Genomic DNA, 16,789 nt, shown 5'->3' with positions numbered 1-16,789 from the left:
CGACACGTCCTTGGGTTTGCAGAACAAGCCGTTGCCTATCACGTTCGATTCACGCTCAACCAGCAGGATCCATGCTCGAACTCTTTTATTCGAATCGCCATGAAACGCTGTTGCAGGCGTTGCTCGACGACGTCGCCGCGTTTGCATTGAATGACGGCGATCCGTTCGCGAGCCAGACGATCATCGTGCCGAGCGCGGCGGTGCGCCGGCGGCTCGAGCTGGACATGGCCGCGCGCTTCGGCATCTGCGCGAATGTGGACCTGTGTTATCTCGCGCAATGGCTGTGGGCGCGGATCGGCGGGGTGTTGCCGGTGCCCGAGCATTCGCCGTTCGCGCCCGACCGGTTGGTGTGGCGCTGTTTCCGGCTGCTCGGCGCAATGACCGAGGCTGCGCCGGAGAGCTCGTCGCGGCTGCGTGCCTACCTCGATGCCGCCGACGACTCCATGCGCTACGAACTCGCGCGCCGTATTGCGACGGTGTTCGATCACTATCTGACGTATCGGCCGGAATGGCTGCAGCACTGGCAGGCGGGCGGCTCGATCCTGGCCTCCACGGGCGGCGCGGTCGACCCGAACGGCCCGCGCCTGCCGAACGCGACCGCGATCCAGCGCGAGGACGAGCGCTGGCAGGCCGCGCTATGGCGTGCGCTGCTCGCGGATCTTGCGCTGGATGCCGACGCGCGCGATCCCACGCCACCCGCGTACCGGTTTCTCACTGAATCGCCGAAACTCGATCTCGATGCCGTGATGAAAGCCGAGTGGCCGGAGCGCGTGAGTGTGTTCGCGTTGCCGACCATGCCGCCGCTGCATATCGCGTTGCTGCGTGAACTGTCGCGCTGGGTCGACGTGCGTATCTACGCCATCAATCCGTGCCGCGAGTTCTGGTTTGACATCGTGAGTGAGGCGCGCGTAGAGCAACTCGAACTGGCGGGCAAGCGGGATTTTCAGGAAGTCGGTCATCCGTTGCTCGCCGAATGGGGCCGTCAGACGCAGGCGCAGTTGCACATGCTGCACGAGTTGACAGAGAGCGCGGCATCTCGGGAAGCCAGTCATTTCGAGGAAAATTCAGCGCCAACGTGGCTTGCGCACGTGCAGAACGCGATTCTCAATTTGAACGAGATTTCCGAGCCGGATGAAGCGCTTGAACCCGGAATCGAAATTCACGTGTGTCACAGCTTGTCGCGGCAGCTCGAGGTGTTGCATGACCGTTTGCTCGGCTGGTTTGACGAGATGGACGGGCTCCAGCCGTCCGACGTGCTCGTGGCGTTTCCGGATCTCGCGGCGGCGGGTCCGCTGATCGATGGCGTGTTTGGCACCGCGCCGGCTGGTGTGGCGGGTGAGCGGCGGCGGATTCCGTACCGGATCACGGGCTTGCCGCCGTCGCAGGCGAATCCGGTCGCGCGCGTGTTGCTCGACTGGCTGGCGTTGCCTGACCGCAGCGTCGGCGCGCCGGAGCTGATCGAGTGGTTGCGGGTCGATGCGGTCGCGGCGCGTTATGGCATTGACGCCGTTGCGCTGGAAACTGCGCAGACGTGGCTCGCGGCGGCCGGCGCGCGGCGAGGGCTTGCCCCGTCGGCAGTAACCGGCGTTGATGTGCCCGCAGCCCGCCACACTTTCTCCGATGCTCTCACGCGGCTTTTCCTCGGCTACGCGCTGCCCGACGGCGGCGCGCCAGTCGACGAGTGGTTGCCGGTTGGCGGCGCGCAAGGGTCGGACGCTGAATTGCTCGGCCGGTTGACGCGGTTTATCGACGATATCGATGCGTTCGGGGAGCGTATCGCCACGCCGCGTACGCCCCAGGCCTGGACGCAATTGCTGCTGGAGGCGCTCACGCTGTTCTTCGATGCCGGCCTGCCGTTCGCGGATTCAATCGCCGACGTCCGGGCGACGCTCGACTCATTGATGCTTTCGATGGGCGAAGGCGCGGTGGACACGGAAATCGCCGCCGATGTCCTGCGCACGGCGCTCACCGACGCCCTTGACGACGCCGCGCGTGGCGGCGTCCCTTGGGGCGGCGTGACGTTTTCATCGTTGACGAGCTTGCGCGGCTTGCCGTATCGCGTGATCTGCCTGCTCGGCATGGACGACGGCATGTTGCCGAGTCTCACGCGTGCCGACGAATTCGACCTGATGGCGAGCTTCGGAAAATTAGGCGACCGGCAACGCCGCGACGATGAACGCAACCTGTTCCTCGACTTGCTGTTGTCCGCGCGTGACCGTTTGATGATCGCGTACACGGGACGCAGCATTCGCGACAACGCCGCGTTGCCGCCCGCCGCGCTGATCGACGAATTGCTCGACTATCTGGCGGATACGGTGGCGGGCGAGGGTGCATCGCCGAAGGAGCTTGAGAACGCGCGCCGCCGCTTCGTGTTCGAGCATCCGTTGCAGCCGTTCGCACCGGAATACTTCAGCGCGCCGTTGTTCACCTACGAGCCGGAGCGCGCGGAACTGGCGCGAACGCTGGCCCTCGGCAGGATCGAACCATCGATGAAATTCTTCAGCGCGCCGTTGCAGGCCGAAGAGGTGGAGCCCGTCGCGTTCGACGACTTCGAGCGTTTCTGGCGTCATCCTGCACGCGCGATATTGCGCGATCGGCTCGGCATTGCGCTCTTCGACGCTGAAACCGAACTCGGCGATACAGAACCGTTCGAGCTTGAATATCCAGGCCGTGCTGCGCTGGCCGATCGGGTGTTGCCGTCGCTTCTCGCTCTCACCGCGGACGACGAATCCCGTGCGCTCGATCGTGCGCGGCGCGTCGCGCGGGCGAGTCCCGAAATGCCGGGTGGCGCGACGGGCGGCGTGTGGCAATCGCGGGAAATCGGCGCGTTGCATTCGCTTGCCAACCGCGTGCGTGCCGCGACGGAGGAAGGCGCGGTGCGCTTGCCGTTCACGCTTGATATCGCGCCGCATTGGCCGGATGCCGAACTGTTCGGCCGCTACGACGCCGCGTTGCAACCCGATGCTTTGCAGCCGCTACAAATCTACGGCACCTTGAATTTGCTCACTGACGAAGGCCAGATCATCTATCGATACGACGTGCCGCGCGCTCGCGACTATCTCTCCGCGTGGCTCGCGCATCTTGCCTACTGCGCCGCTTTGCCCGATGGCCCACGACGCACGGTGTGGCATGGTCGCGGCTCGCAATCGAGCGGCTTTGAATTGACGCCCGTCGATGATCCTTATGCACATTTAGCGACGCTCGCCGCGTTGTATCGCGCCGGGCGGCGGTTGCCGTTGCGGTTCTTTCCAAAGAGCGCCTGGACGTGGGTCAAGGAAAGCGAGTCGAAGGCGCAGGGCGTGTGGATATCGGACAGGACGCGCGGTGAATCGGACGATCCCGCGTTGCGTATCGCGTTTCGCGGCGCTGAACTGAGACTCGATGAAACCTTCGCTACGCTGGCCAGAATCGTCTTCGAGCCGCTGATCCGGCACATGCGGAGCGACGTTTGATGCATACGCAAACAACGGCAATGACTGCCGCCGAACTCGACGTCTTCGAATGTTCGCTCGATGGCGTGAATCAGATCGAGGCATCGGCGGGAACGGGTAAGACGTGGAACATCTGCGCGCTCTACGTGCGCCTGCTGCTCGAAAAGAGGCTCGCCGCCGACGCAATTCTCGTCGTCACCTTCACGAAGGCGGCCACGGCTGAATTGCACGAACGCATCCGCTCGCGCCTCGTGCAGATCGCGCACGCGATGGAAACCGGCGACACTGCAGGCGACGCGTTTCTCGAGCGCCTGTTTGACACAACGCTTCAACGCGTCGATCCCGATGAGGCGTTCAAGCGGATCAACATCGCGTTGCATACCTTCGATCAAGCCGCCATCCACACTATTCACGCGTTCTGCCAGCGTGCGCTGCAGGAAGCGCCGTTCGCTGCAACCATGCCGTTCGCGTTCGAACTTGAAGCCGACGACAGCGCGCTGCGTTTCGAGATGGCAGCGGACTTCTGGCGTGAGCGGGTCGAGCCGGCGGCGGCGCGCGATTCATCGTTTGCCGCGTGGCTCGTGAGCAAGGGCGCAGGACCGGCATCGCTCGATGTGCAGCTTTCGCGCCGGTTGAAAAAGCCGCTCGCCAAGTTGCGTTGGGGCGAGCTCGAAGTGGGTGGTCGCGAAGACGCGCAAGCCTTGTTCGATACCGCCGGCGCGTTGTGGCACGCCGAGCGCGACACGATCGTTCAGTTGCTGCTCGACGCCGAAACGAAGCTCAGCAAGACCACGCACAAACGCACCTTGATCGATGCCGCGATTGCCGCGTGGTCCGACTATTTTGCCGACAACGACTGTCACGCCGCGCCCCCGAAAGAAGCGTTGAAGCTCACGGCGAGCGCATTGAAGAAAGGCACGAAGGTGAAGAACGAGCCGCCTTCGCACGCTTTCTTCGATCACGCCGAGACGCTGGCCGCCGCCGCTGCCGCCGCGGAAGCGGCGCAGCGCGCGGCCTGGCTTGGCATCGTGCGTGAGTGGCTCGACTACGCGCCGCTGGAGCTGGCGGCGCGCAAGCGGACAAGGCGCGTGGTGTCGTTCGACGATCTGCTGTCCAACCTGTATCAGGCGCTGGCCGCGAATCCGTGGCTCGCCCATGCCCTTCGGACACGTTATCCGGCGGCGTTGATCGACGAGTTCCAGGACACCGATCCGCTACAGTTCGAGATCTTCAACAGCATTTTCGCGCCGCAAGGGCCGTTGTTCCTGGTTGGCGATCCGAAGCAGGCCATCTATAGTTTTCGTGCCGCTGATCTACACACGTATCTGCAGGCGCGCGAGCGGGCGTCGGCGCGATATACGCTCGCGGTCAACCAGCGTTCGACCGCGCTGATCATCGATGCCTGCAACCGCATTTTCAGTGCAAACCCGGCGGCGTTCATCCTCGATGGATTGACGTACCAGCCGGTGCGTGAAGGCACGCGTGAGCGCAAGCCGTTCAGCGACAACACCGCATCGGCCGCGTATTCCGATACCGCCGATTTTTGCGTGTGGTTATTGCCGCAAGGCGATTCGGCGCTGTCGAAAACGAACGCGAATCGTCAGGCTGCAGAGGCGTGCGCGGCGGAGATCGTGCGTATGTTGCGCGGCGCTCAGAACGGCGAAGTCACCATCGGCGAAAAGCCCTTGTCGCCTGGTCAGATAGCGGTGCTTGTGCAGACGCATCGGCAGGGAAGTCTCGTCAAGCGCGTGCTCGCGAGCTGGGGCGTGGGTAGCGTGGAACTGGCACAGGCGTCGGTGTTCGGAACGTTCGATGCTGAGCAGATCGAGCGTCTGCTGGCCGCTATCGATACCCCTGGCGACTTGCGCCGTCTGCGCGCGGCGCTTGCAACGGACTGGCTGGGACTCGACGCTGAAGCCTTGTGGAACCTGGAGCATAGCGAAGCGGTAGAAGGTTCCGCCGACGCCATGAGCTGGGTCGAACGTTTTTCGCGTTATCGGGTGTTGTGGCACGAGCGCGGTTTCGCGGTCATGTGGCGCACGCTCGCGCGTGAGTTGTTGATTGCGCAGCGTCTGGTCGTTGGTCCAGACGGCGAGCGCCGCCTGACGAACGTCAATCATCTGGCTGAGTTGATACAAGCGCGTGGCGCGGTGCAGCCGGGCATTGCGCCGACGCTTCGCTGGCTTGCCGCGCAACGCGCGGAGCAGGGCGGCGGAGAAGATGCGCAGTTGCGGCTTGAATCCGACCGCAATCTGGTGCAGATCGTCACGGTGCATAAATCGAAGGGACTCGAATACGCAGTTGTATTCTGTCCTTTCCTGAACGACGGCGCGTTGCGCGAGCCGCCTTCGTCTGGACTGCCTGATGCCCGCGAATATCACGACGATGGCGCGGCCGTGCTGCATTACGGCTATACCGACGAAGAGGGTGAGCGCGCAGCCGGCTTCGCCACGCGCGAACAAGCGGCCGAGCGCGCGCGGCTCGTGTATGTGGCCCTGACGCGCGCGGTGTATCGGTGCTACGTGGTCGGCGGCGTGTATCTGATCGGTAAATCGGCGAAGGAATCGCGGCGCAGCGTGCTGAACTGGCTGATCGCGGGTGCGGGTCGCGAGTTCGGCGACTGGCTCGCCGAGCCGCCCGAAGAAGACGATGTGATCGGAAGTTGGCAAGCGCTTGCAACGGGGTCGATTTCGGTAGAACCCTTGCCTGTGATCGACGTTCGCGAACCGCTGGTCGTGCGCCGTGATACGGCGTTTGTGCCGCAGCCACGAACCAGTCGACGCGTGGTGCGGGACAGTTGGCGAACCGCGAGCTTCAGTTCGATGATCGCGGCCGGCGCGCGCGAGGAGTCAAACCAGCCGCAGCCCGCCGATGAACGTCCTGACCACGACGGTCGGATCGATGCCATAACGGCCATCGAGGCCCCGTCGCCCATGGCTCCGATCCCACTCGATGCCGACGATATCCTCGCGTTCCCGCGCGGACCGTCGGCGGGCGAATGCCTGCACCGGATGTACGAACTCGCGGATTTCACCAATTCCGCCACGTGGCCCGAAGCGATCGAGCGCGCGCTGCATGAACATCCCATTCCCGTATTCGCGTCCGAAGCACTGACTGTCAACCTGCCCGCGATGATGTCGCGCCTTCTCGCCGATACGGTCGCGACCGAACTCTTACCCGGCATGCGTCTGAACGCCATCGCCACGAAACGGCGCATGAACGAACTTGAGTTCCTCTTCCCGGTGGAATCGCTCGATTTCACGGCGTTGCGGCGCGTGCTCGTTGCACACGGTTTCCCCGACGTCGCACTCGAAGCCGGAAGTTTGCGCGGCTTCGTCAAAGGATTTATCGACATGATCGTCGAGCACGAAGGGCGCTTCTGGATCGTCGACTGGAAGTCGAATCATCTTGGGCTGACGCCGGCCGATTACGACGAGCCGCAGCTCAATGCTGCAATGGCCTCGCATGCCTACCACTTGCAGGCCCTGTTTTATGTTGTCGCGTTGCATCGTTATCTGCGGATTCGGCTGCGCGACTATGCGTTCGAGCGGCATATCGGTGGTTATTTGTATTTGTTCGTGCGCGGTGTGCGGCCCGATTGGCAGGACGGCGACCGGCCAGCGGGTGTGCATGTGGGCAAGCCATCGCTGGAGCTGATCGACGCGCTCGACCGGCTGATGCAAGGAGTCGCCGCATGAACGCGCCCGATCTCACTCTCATTCCCGACGAAAGCGTTGCGCTCGCCGACGGTTTCGCGCGCCGCATAGGCGCGTTGTCGAAGCGCCTTCAGGGCGATGCCAACAACGTGCGCTGGGCGCAGCGCGCTGCGTTCGCCGTGAGCCGCGCGACTACGCAGGGTCATGTGTGCATCGCCCTCGATGCGCTCGCGCAACGGTACGGCGAGACCGCGGGCACGGTGCACATCGCGTTGATGGCGAGCGGCGTGGTATGTGACGGTGAAGAAGCGGCTGCGGATCTGCTGCCACTCGTCATCGATTCCGGCCGGCGTATCTATCTCGCCCGATATTTCGACTACGAGCGGCGGCTCGCCCGGGCGCTGGTCGAACGCGCCCGCGTGTCGGCTGAGGCAATTGATCCGGCTGAATTGAAAGCGCGCGTAGGGCGGTATTTCACGGCGTCAAAAAATGACGACATCGACTGGCAACGTGTGGCTGCGTTGGTCGCGTTGTCGGGGCGTTTGACTATCGTGAGCGGCGGGCCAGGAACGGGGAAAACGACGACGGTCGTCGGCGTGCTCGCGTGCCTGCTCGATGAAAATCCGGCTTTGCGCATCGCGCTCGCGGCCCCGACCGGCAAGGCGGCGCAGCGCATGCAGGAGGCGCTGGTGGAGCGCGCCAGCGACTTGCCGCCCGAGCTGGCCGCGCGTCTGCCGCGCACATCGTTCACGCTCCAGCGCCTGCTTGGTACGCAGGCGAACGGGCGCTTTCGGCATCATCGCGACAATCCGCTGCCGTTCGATGTGATCGTGATCGACGAGGCATCGATGATCGACGTCGCGCTGGCCGCGCATCTTCTCGAAGCGGTCGCGCCTGGCGCACGGCTTGTGATGCTCGGTGACAAGGATCAACTCGCTGCCGTGGAAGCGGGCGCTGTATTCGCCGAGCTAAGTGCGCGGCCGGTTTTCAGCGATGCAGGCGCGGTGCGGATCGCTGCGGCGTTGTCGATGCCGGCGGATCGGTTCATCGCCGAGCTGCCGAACGATGGCGAAGATCAAGCGGCGCCGATACAAGAAACCCAAGAAACCGAACCTTCATGGCTCGACGAGACTGGCTACCTGATCCCCGACGACGGCACCGACGGCTACGAAGCGTTCGCCAGCTTGCCCGAAGTCGACTGGCATCCGGTGGTGCCTCTAGCGCTCGACCAAACCGCGGCAAGTCCGTTGACCGATTGCGTCGTGTGGTTGCAGCGAAATTACCGGTTCGGCCTGGATTCGGATATCGGCAGGTTGTCGGTCGCTATCCGGCGCGGTTCCGTGGAAGATGCGCTTGCCTCTTTGACGCCCGATAGCAAGGATGACAAAACGAAAGCAGCGATGCTTATCGACGACGCCGGACCCCATCTCTCAGACCGCACGCTCGCGCGCTTGAATGCCGGTTTCGAACCGTACGCGCGAGCGCTCGCCGACGCGCTCCAGGCGGGAACCGGCGCAGCGCCGCTTTTCGATGCGCTTAATCGCTTCCGCATCCTTGCCGCGACACGGCATGGACCGCGTGGTGTCGATGAAATCAACGCGCGTGTCTCGGCGTGGGTTCGCGCGGCTGCATCGGTCACGCTGGGAGCGGGCGCGCAATGGTTCGCGGGGCGGACGGTGATCGTCACACGCAACGACTACGCACTAGGTGTGTTCAACGGCGATATCGGTATTGCGCTGCCGGCGCCGGGCGGTGCAATGCAAGTCTGCTTCCGCATGGCCGACGGAACGTTGCGAACCCTTTCGCCCGCCGCTTTGCCGCCTCACGATACGGCGTTCGCGCTGACCGTCCACAAATCGCAGGGTTCGGAATTCGATCACGCCGCGCTCGTGTTACCGAGCGCGTTTGGCCGGATGTTGTCGCGCGAACTGGTTTATACGGCGATTACGCGGGCGCGCAGCCGCGTCGATGTGATCGGCTCGGCGGCTGTGTTCGCGCAGGCTGTCCGGACACCTACGCGGCGTGATTCGGGTCTGGCCGCGCGCATTGTGGAGGCGGCATCGTGAATCATTCGATCGAGTACGTGATCCAGCCGAACGAGGTCGAGCTGACCGCCGTGCGCGCACAAGGCGCGGGCGGACAGAACGTCAACAAGGTGTCGAGCGCGATTCATCTGCGTTTCGACATTCACGCGTCGACTCTGCCGGACACGATCAAGATGCGCCTGCTCGCGTTACGCGACAGCCGCATCACGCGCGACGGGGTGATCATCATCAAGTCGCAGGAGCACCGCACGCAGGACATGAATCGTGCAGCGGCGCTTGCGCGGCTCGACGAGATGATCCAGCGCGTCAGCGTGACACGCCGCACGCGCGTGGCGACGAAGCCGACGCGGGCATCGCAGACGCGAAGAGTGGAGGGGAAAGTGCGGCGAGGAGCCGTGAAAGCAACGCGGGGACGGGTAACGGGGGAGTGAGGCACCCCCCGGCCGCCTTCAATGCGGAATCATCCACGTCAGCACGTTCTGTTGCAGCCAGACCAGCACACCGAGCAGCACCGTTAGAAGGATGGAATGCTTGAACGTCTTGGCAAAAACCACCCCTTCCTTGCCTTTGAGTTCGGTGGTGGCCACACCTGTCGAGATGTTCTGCGGCGAGATCATCTTCCCCATGACGCCGCCGGACGAATTCGTGGCGGCCATCAGGATCGGATTGAGATTGAGCTGCCGCGCCGCCACTACCTGCAGGTTGCCGAACAGCGCATTGCCGGACGTATCGCTGCCGGACAGGAACACCGCGACCCAGCCGAGGAACGCCGACACCAGCGGGAAGAACGCACCCACCGACGCCACGCCCAGGCCGAGCGTGTAGTTCATCCCCGAGTAGTTCATCAGATACGCGAGCCCGACAATGGTCGCAACCGTGAAAATGGCGATACGCGTCTGCACCCACGTATCGACAATCGCTGCGCCGAATTCGCTCACCGGCAGCCGCACGATCAACGCAGTGATGATCGACGCGACCAGGATCGCGGTTCCGGTCGCGAGCGGCTGGAAGTCCCAGATCGCGCCGTACGGCTGGTTATAGAGCGTGATGAAGACGGCTTTGTCGAGGCCGGGCCACGGCACTTTGACATCGCCGATAAGGAAGATCTTCGCCACCGTCCACACGATCACGACCACCGATACCACGATCCACGGCACCCAGCCGTGTCCGCCGGAAAGCTGTCCGCGGGTCTGTGCCGCGCGCTCCACGTTGACGGCGAAACGCTCGTCCGGCGCCGGTTTCCAGACGCGCAGGAACGCAATCGTGAGGATGAGGGACACGAGTGACGAGAGCACGTCGGTGAGCGCGTAGCTGATGAAATTCGACGTGACGAATTGCGTGAGTGCGAACGTTCCGCCCGCTACCAGCAGCACCGGCCATATCTTGAGCATGTTGCGAAAGCCCGCGTACACGCCGATCACGTAGAACGGCAGCATCAGCGCGAAGAACGGCAGCTGTCGGCCGACCATTTTGGCGAGGGCATCGGTGGGCAGGTGGGTGACTGCGCCGAGCACGGTGATCGGCACGCCGAGCGCGCCGAACGCGACCGGCGCGGTGTTGAAGATCAGCGTGAACGTGAGCGCTTCGAGCGTCGGGAAACCGAGCAGGATCAGCAGCGAGCTGGTGATCGCAATGGGCGTGCCGAAACCCGAGATTCCCTCCAGCAGCGCGCCGAACGAGAAGCCGATCACCACCAGCACAATGCGCCGGTCGTTGGGCAGGTTATCCATCATCCAGACCCGGAAAGCTTCAAACCGGCCCGAGCGCTGCGCAATGTTGTAAAGCAGGATCGCCGCGAAGACGATCCACATGACCGGCCAGACGGCGAACACGGCGCCCGCCGCGACGGAATTGATTGCGAGACCCACAGGGAAATGCCAGATGGCGATGGCAATCACGATCGCGACGATCAATCCGGCGAGCGACGCTTGCCAGGCTGGCCGGCGCGCCCAGCCAAGCAGCACGAGCACGACGACAATGGGTAATGCAGCGACGAGAAAGGACAAGCCAAGTGAGCCGCCAACAGGCGTCAGAATCTGATGAAACATAACGTCTCCTGCTTCTTATTTTGATGAACGCGTGGCGTTCTCCGATCTTGGGCGACCGGTGCTGACAGCCCCGTGAGCTTGTTCGGTGCGCAAAAAGCGCGCCGTCGCCCGACACACAGTGCGAAGTAAGCACTTGCCTAATGTGTCTGGACTAAGAATAGAGCGAGGATGACCCGTGTCAAAGAGGGGAATACCCATAGTCCTCCGGTTGCACGGAGCGTCAGCGGGCGGTGGGTTCCTGCGTCTCGGGAGAATCCTTTGCGGGCGCGTCGCGAAATACCCAGACGGCGAGGACGCCAAGACAGGCGGCAAGCCAGAGCAGGATCAGCGCGAAGACCAGCATGGTGAGGGTTTCCGTAACGGCAGCGCGCGGAGCGGCGCAGCGACGGGCAATTTCAGCGAAAAGCGTGCCAGATCAAGGTGACCACCACAACGCTTTTCGCAACGGGCTTTTTACAAGGCTGGATATCGCGCTGATGAGGGCGCAAAAAGACAAGCCTCGCTTTTTTCAGCGCGGCTTGTGTGGAAGCGTTACATCGAACGGGTAAGGCTGGGCCAGACGGTAGCGCCGAAGGGCATGACCGTCACTGAGGCTCAGTGGTGATGCCCGTGGCCACCGCCGCCCCACCAGCCGAAGCCGATCGACAACGACGGTCCGTAATACGCGGGATAACCGTAATAGGCAGGATAGGGCGCGTAGACGGGGTAGCTCGGGTAATAGGCGGGATACGGAGCGTAGACGACCGGCGGCGCGGCGACGTACTGCGTGGTGGTCGATGAATACGTGGACGGTGCGTTATTCGTGCTGTAAGAGCCGGCCGGCGTGACCGGAATTTCTCGCTGCGTTTGGGCTGTGCTGACCGCGGGCGCGGCGGGGTAGGCTGGATACGCCGGGTAATAACCGTACGGCACGTAGTAACAAGCGCTTAAGCTCAAAGCCCCCACGAGGGCAGATAGTGCGAGCTTCGGGCTCATGATGCGACTCCTGATTGCGTCGAAACGCGACCGTTCGAATGAACGGCATATCTAGAGCCTAGCGCATCGCTGAAACGGGGGAAAGGATCGGTGCTTACCTCAATGTTTCGATCTGTTTCACCACCTGGAATTCACGCCCGGCCGCCGTGATCGAAAGAGAGCGCGAAAGAGAGCGGCCGGGCGAAGCGATCAAAGCAAAGCCCTCGATACGCTTGGTTATACGCTTGGTTATTGAGCTGTTGAGCGATCTACTTGCCGACCTGATTACCGATCAGACCGCCCGCGGCCGCGCCGCCAAGGGTCGATAGCGCATTGCCACCGATTGCCGCGCCCGCAACGCCGCCGACGCCCGCGCCGATGGCAGTATCGCGTTGCCGCGTTGACATGTTGTCGCAGGCAGAAAGGCCGCCGAGAAGTGCGGCGATGAGAGCAGCAGCGCCAATCTGTTTGATCTTGTCCATTTCAACTCTCCAAATCGATGATTCACGAAGGTGTGACGGGTTGTAGCTGAAAGCTGAAACGGCTCGGCTCGTGATCACGCCGGGATTACCCTGAGCGGATGAGCCTGACTGTCCACGTTCAACCCGAGACGAAAGACAGCTTTCGCCGATCCTTTCAATATCAGAGCAGAAACAGTGCCCGACTGCGGTATTCAACAGACGAGTACTGAATCGAGGAATCGAGAAATTGAGGAATTGAGGAATTGAGCGCTGGCCAACGCAAAACGGCCTGTCGCGCATGACATGCGACAGGCCGTTTCTACTTGCGCGCGAGACGGGACGAGTTGGGTCGTTCTTACGTGCGCTGGTAAATCTCCGCGCCCTTCTTCACGAACTCGATCGCCTTCGTTTCCATGCCTTGCTTCAGCGCCTCGATATCCGATACTCCTTGCTTCGCCGCATATTCACGAACGTCCTGGGTGATCTTCATTGAACAGAAGTGCGGACCGCACATCGAGCAGAAATGCGCGACTTTGGCGGAATCCTTCGGCAGGGTTTCGTCGTGGAATTCGCGCGCCTTGTCGGGATCGAGACCGAGGTTGAACTGGTCATCCCAGCGGAATTCGAAACGTGCCTTCGACAACGCGTTGTCCCGCACCTGCGCTCCCGGATGGCCTTTCGCCAGATCGGCGGCGTGCGCGGCGAGCTTGTACGTGATGATGCCGGTCTTCACGTCGTCCTTGTTCGGCAGGCCGAGATGTTCTTTCGGCGTGACGTAGCAAAGCATCGCCGTGCCGAACCAGCCGATCATCGCGGCTCCAATACCCGAGGTGATGTGGTCGTAACCCGGCGCAATGTCCGTGGTCAGCGGCCCAAGCGTGTAGAACGGCGCTTCGTCGCACCAGTCCAGTTGCAGGTCCATGTTCTCTTTGATGAGCTGCATGGGCACGTGGCCCGGACCTTCGATCATCACCTGCACGTCGTGCTTCCACGCAATCTGCGTCAGCTCGCCGAGCGTCTTCAGTTCACCGAGCTGGGCTTCGTCGTTGGCGTCGTAGATGGAGCCGGGACGCAGGCCGTCGCCGAGCGAGAAACTCACGTCGTAGGCCTTCATGATTTCGCAGATGTCTTCAAAGTGCTCGTACAGGAAGCTTTCCTTGTGATGAGCCAGACACCACTTCGCCATGATCGAGCCGCCGCGCGAGACAATGCCCGTCATGCGGTTCGCGGTCATCGGCACGTAGCGCAGCAGCACGCCGGCGTGGATCGTGAAGTAGTCGACGCCTTGTTCCGCTTGTTCGATCAGCGTGTCGCGGAAAATTTCCCAGGTCAGGTCTTCAGCCTTGCCGTTGACCTTTTCGAGCGCCTGATAGATCGGCACCGTGCCGATAGGCGCCGGGCTATTGCGGATGATCCATTCGCGCGTCTCGTGAATGTGCTTGCCGGTGGACAGATCCATGACCGTGTCGCCGCCCCAGCGGATTGCCCACGTCATCTTGTCGACTTCTTCGCCAATCGACGACGTGACCGCCGAATTGCCGATGTTCGCGTTGATCTTCACCAGGAAATTACGGCCGATGATCATCGGCTCGCTTTCCGGGTGGTTGATGTTCGCGGGGATGATCGCGCGGCCGCGCGCCACTTCCTCGCGCACGAACTCGGGCGTGATTTCCTTGGGCGCGTTTGCACCGAAAGCCTGGGCGCCAAACGCTTGACCGGGATGCTGGCGGCCCATCATCGCGGCGAGCTTTTCGCCGTTCGGACCGCTCGTACGCAGCGATTCGAGGTATTCGGCACGGCGCTGGTTCTCGCGGATCGCGATGTATTCCATCTCGGGCGTGATGATGCCTTGGCGCGCGTAGTGCATCTGCGAGACGTTCTTGCCCGGCCGCGCGCGGCGCGGCGTGCGATGCAAACCCTTGAAACGGAGGTCGGTGGTGGCCGGATCGGCGGCACGTTCGCGGCCGAAATTGCTCGAGAGACCACCGAGCGATTCCGTATCGCCGCGTTCTTCGATCCAGCCCTGACGCACCGCGGGCAGACCTGAGCGGATATCGATTTTTGCTTCCGGGTCCGAATACGGGCCGGAGCAATCGTAGACGTACACCGGCGGGTTCTTCTCGCTGCCGAAGCTTTCGTTGGTATCGGATTGCGTGATTTCGCGCATCGGCACGCGGATGTCGGGACGTGAGCCCGTCACGTAGATCTTGCGCGAATTGGGCAGCGGCGCGATCGCGGCGGCGTCGACGACAGCGTCGTCGGACAGGAATTTCGGGTTGGCGTTCATGCGGCTCTCTCCTCTGGGGACGGGTGTTTCCCAGCCGGCCGGCGAAAAACGCATAGGCGCGCGCAATCGGCTGAGTCAAACGCTAGCTACGGGAGACCGAAGAAAAAGCAGAGAGAGAAGTCGGGCGGATTTGGCGAGGATGCGCGAGGAAGAGACAGACCCAGAAAGACCCCAGCGCGGCAAAATCCGAACGCTTCCCTGCGCTGGCATTATCCAGATCAGGTTCAAAGGGTATTTCTCACCCGCGACACACGGACAATCCAGCAGCAGATTGCGATGTGCAGCGCAGGACCCCCGCGTTAGCAGCCGTCACAATACACTGCGCCGTAGCGTGTTGGCAACCATCTGTAACACTACCGGGTGCGCGCGCAGCGCTTACTGCATAATGGCGACCACCGTGTTTTCCCGGATGCGTTCCGACATTTTTTCGCCCGATCGGTCCGGCAAACTCGCGGCGGCTCGTGCCGGCTTTTGAAGCCGGCACGAGCTTCGGCACCTCGTTGCCCGACCCTTTTTTCTGCTTCCGACATGTTGTCCTGCCTTGCCCGTTTTGCCGCGACGCTCAAGCGGCATGCGCGCCGTTCATCGCTTCACCCGGTTTCGGGTGTAGCGGAACCGGCGGCTGTAAGCTCGGCCGTTTGGCCGGCTGATGTTGCAGTCATCTTTGCTGCGGAGTAACGGATGTCCACACCGTTGCCGCCCTCGCAATCACCGGTTTCGTCATCGTCATCCTCAGCTTCGCGGTTCGTGCCGCCACAGCAGCCACCGGCGCCGCCCTCGGCCGACGTGCTGCCATTTCCGCCGCCGTCAACTGACGCGCGACAGCGAGTCGAATCGCAATCGACGGTCGAATCGCCGAGCGCAATGCCGCCACAAGCGCCAGTCGATGCCCCCGCGCGTCGCCCGCTTAATCTTCCCAACCATTTCCCGTTTCGCCTTCCCGCGACGCGCAGCGGCCGTGTAGCGCTCGCGCTCGGCGTGGTGTACCTCGTCTGGGGTTCGACCTACATGGCGGTGCATCTGTCGCTGGAATCGTTTCCGCCGCTGATGCTCTCCGGGCTGCGCAACCTGTTCGCCGGTATCGGCTTGTTTATCTTCGCCGCGCGCCGCGATCCGGTCTGGCCGACTTTCGCCGAAGTGCGTAACGCAGCGGCAGTCGGAACGCTGCTCGTGGGGTTATCGAGCGGGATGCTCGCGTTTGGCATGCGCACGGTCGAGACCGGCACGGCTGCCGTCATGGTCGCGACCGTGCCGCTGTTCGCGACGGTTATCGCGGCTATCGCCGGCCGTAAAGTGGCGCAAGGCGAGTGGGTCGCGGTGGGCCTCGGGCTGGTCGGGATCGCGTTGCTGAATCATGGCGATCCGTCGTCGGGTTCCACTGCCGGCAGCCTTGCGATTCTCTGCGGCGCAATTTTCTGGGCTGGCGGTTCGTTTCTCGCAGGGCGTCTCAAGTTGCCGTCCGACTTGCTGGTATCGACTGCGCTGCAGATCAGCCTCGGCGGCGCGATGGCGACGATTGTCGCGTGGGTGTCGGGTGAGCGCATCGTGAGCATGGGGTTCACGCCGTTTTTGGCCTACCTCTACCTGATGCTGGTCGGTTCGATGGCAGCGTATGTTGCGTATGCCTATCTGATCCGGCATACGAGCCCGATCATTGCGAGCAGCTGCATGTACGTGAATCCCGTGGTGGCCGTCGTGATAGGCGCGCTGTTCCTCGGCGAGGTGATCACGAAATGGACGGTGATGGCGACGCTGATCATCCTGGCGAGCGTCGGTTTGTCGTTCTGGTTCGACTACAAGAGGCGTGGGCTGGTTTGAAGGAGTGTGAGGACCGGGGGCAAAAACGGCAGACTGTTTTTCCGAAACAGTCTGCCGTTTTATTTGAACTCGCGGCAACATGTGATCGT

Annotated in this window: 10 protein-coding genes and 1 riboswitch; of the genes, 5 read left to right on the top strand and 5 right to left on the bottom strand. The window is 62.7% G+C overall.

Features of this window, described 5'->3' with window-relative positions:
- Nucleotides 1-71 precede the first annotated feature (71 nt).
- From recC to arfB, 4 genes are read left to right on the top strand one after another with little or no spacing between them, the layout of a single operon-like run.
- Complete coding sequence (gene recC / locus M0D69_RS00295) at nucleotides 72-3,452, top strand: exodeoxyribonuclease V subunit gamma (protein ID WP_301780115.1); 3,381 nt, start codon at nucleotides 72-74, stop codon at nucleotides 3,450-3,452.
- A complete protein-coding gene (gene recB, locus M0D69_RS00290; RefSeq protein WP_301780114.1) occupies nucleotides 3,452-7,129 on the top strand; it encodes an exodeoxyribonuclease V subunit beta in 3,678 nt (1,225 codons plus the stop codon). The genes recC and recB overlap by 1 nt, the downstream gene beginning before the upstream one ends.
- Nucleotides 7,126-9,153, top strand: a complete 2,028-nt coding sequence (locus M0D69_RS00285; protein WP_301780113.1) for an AAA family ATPase — start codon at nucleotides 7,126-7,128, stop codon at nucleotides 9,151-9,153. Before recB ends, M0D69_RS00285 begins: the two co-directional genes overlap by 4 nt.
- Nucleotides 9,150-9,563, top strand: coding sequence for an alternative ribosome rescue aminoacyl-tRNA hydrolase ArfB (arfB, locus tag M0D69_RS00280; RefSeq protein ID WP_301780112.1), 414 nt, complete (start codon nucleotides 9,150-9,152; stop codon nucleotides 9,561-9,563). The genes M0D69_RS00285 and arfB overlap by 4 nt, the downstream gene beginning before the upstream one ends.
- 18 nt (nucleotides 9,564-9,581) lie before the next feature.
- On the opposite strand, the gene M0D69_RS00275 is transcribed toward arfB, so the two are convergent.
- The 5 genes from M0D69_RS00275 to thiC form a co-directional block, all read right to left on the bottom strand.
- Complete coding sequence (locus M0D69_RS00275; RefSeq protein WP_301780111.1) at nucleotides 9,582-11,180, bottom strand: L-lactate permease; 1,599 nt, start codon at nucleotides 11,178-11,180, stop codon at nucleotides 9,582-9,584.
- 220 nt (nucleotides 11,181-11,400) lie between these two features.
- Nucleotides 11,401-11,523 (bottom strand): hypothetical protein, encoded by a 123-nt coding sequence (locus M0D69_RS00270; protein WP_301780110.1) that lies wholly within the window; start codon nucleotides 11,521-11,523, stop codon nucleotides 11,401-11,403.
- Between the two features lie 251 nt (nucleotides 11,524-11,774).
- A complete protein-coding gene (locus tag M0D69_RS00265; RefSeq protein WP_301780109.1) occupies nucleotides 11,775-12,155 on the bottom strand; it encodes a hypothetical protein in 381 nt (126 codons plus the stop codon).
- Nucleotides 12,156-12,403: 248 nt separating this feature from the next.
- Nucleotides 12,404-12,616, bottom strand: coding sequence for a glycine zipper 2TM domain-containing protein (locus tag M0D69_RS00260; protein WP_301780108.1), 213 nt, complete (start codon nucleotides 12,614-12,616; stop codon nucleotides 12,404-12,406).
- Nucleotides 12,617-12,950: 334 nt separating this feature from the next.
- Nucleotides 12,951-14,882 carry a phosphomethylpyrimidine synthase ThiC gene (thiC, locus tag M0D69_RS00255; RefSeq protein WP_301780107.1) on the bottom strand — a complete coding sequence of 644 codons (1,932 nt, stop codon included), beginning with the start codon at nucleotides 14,880-14,882 and terminating at the stop codon, nucleotides 12,951-12,953.
- Nucleotides 14,883-15,059: 177 nt separating this feature from the next.
- Nucleotides 15,060-15,188: riboswitch (TPP riboswitch) on the bottom strand.
- A 558-nt stretch (nucleotides 15,189-15,746) separates the two neighbouring features.
- Between thiC and M0D69_RS00250 the strand changes: the two genes are divergently transcribed.
- Nucleotides 15,747-16,700 carry an EamA family transporter gene (locus M0D69_RS00250; protein WP_301780337.1) on the top strand — a complete coding sequence of 318 codons (954 nt, stop codon included), beginning with the start codon at nucleotides 15,747-15,749 and terminating at the stop codon, nucleotides 16,698-16,700.
- Nucleotides 16,701-16,789 lie beyond the last annotated feature (89 nt).

The sequence above is a fragment of the Caballeronia sp. SEWSISQ10-4 2 genome (assembly GCF_030464885.1).
Taxonomy (GTDB): Bacteria; Pseudomonadota; Gammaproteobacteria; order Burkholderiales; family Burkholderiaceae; genus Caballeronia.
This window is presented reverse-complemented; position numbering and strand designations above follow the sequence as displayed.

Bases quoted from the DNA above. Each gene is read 5' to 3' on its own strand.
- recC (WP_301780115.1), top strand. From the start codon at position 72: ATGCTCGAACTCTTTTATTCGAATCGCCATGAAACGCTGTTGCAGGCG.
- M0D69_RS00285 (WP_301780113.1), top strand. From the start codon at position 7,126: ATGAACGCGCCCGATCTCACTCTCATTCCCGACGAAAGCGTTGCGCTC.
- thiC (WP_301780107.1), bottom strand. From the start codon at position 14,882: ATGAACGCCAACCCGAAATTCCTGTCCGACGACGCTGTCGTCGACGCC.
- M0D69_RS00250 (WP_301780337.1), top strand. From the start codon at position 15,747: ATGCCGCCACAAGCGCCAGTCGATGCCCCCGCGCGTCGCCCGCTTAAT.
- M0D69_RS00265 (WP_301780109.1), bottom strand. From the start codon at position 12,155: ATGAGCCCGAAGCTCGCACTATCTGCCCTCGTGGGGGCTTTGAGCTTA.
- M0D69_RS00270 (WP_301780110.1), bottom strand. From the start codon at position 11,523: ATGCTGGTCTTCGCGCTGATCCTGCTCTGGCTTGCCGCCTGTCTTGGC.
- M0D69_RS00260 (WP_301780108.1), bottom strand. From the start codon at position 12,616: ATGGACAAGATCAAACAGATTGGCGCTGCTGCTCTCATCGCCGCACTT.
- recB (WP_301780114.1), top strand. From the start codon at position 3,452: ATGCATACGCAAACAACGGCAATGACTGCCGCCGAACTCGACGTCTTC.
- M0D69_RS00275 (WP_301780111.1), bottom strand. From the start codon at position 11,180: ATGTTTCATCAGATTCTGACGCCTGTTGGCGGCTCACTTGGCTTGTCC.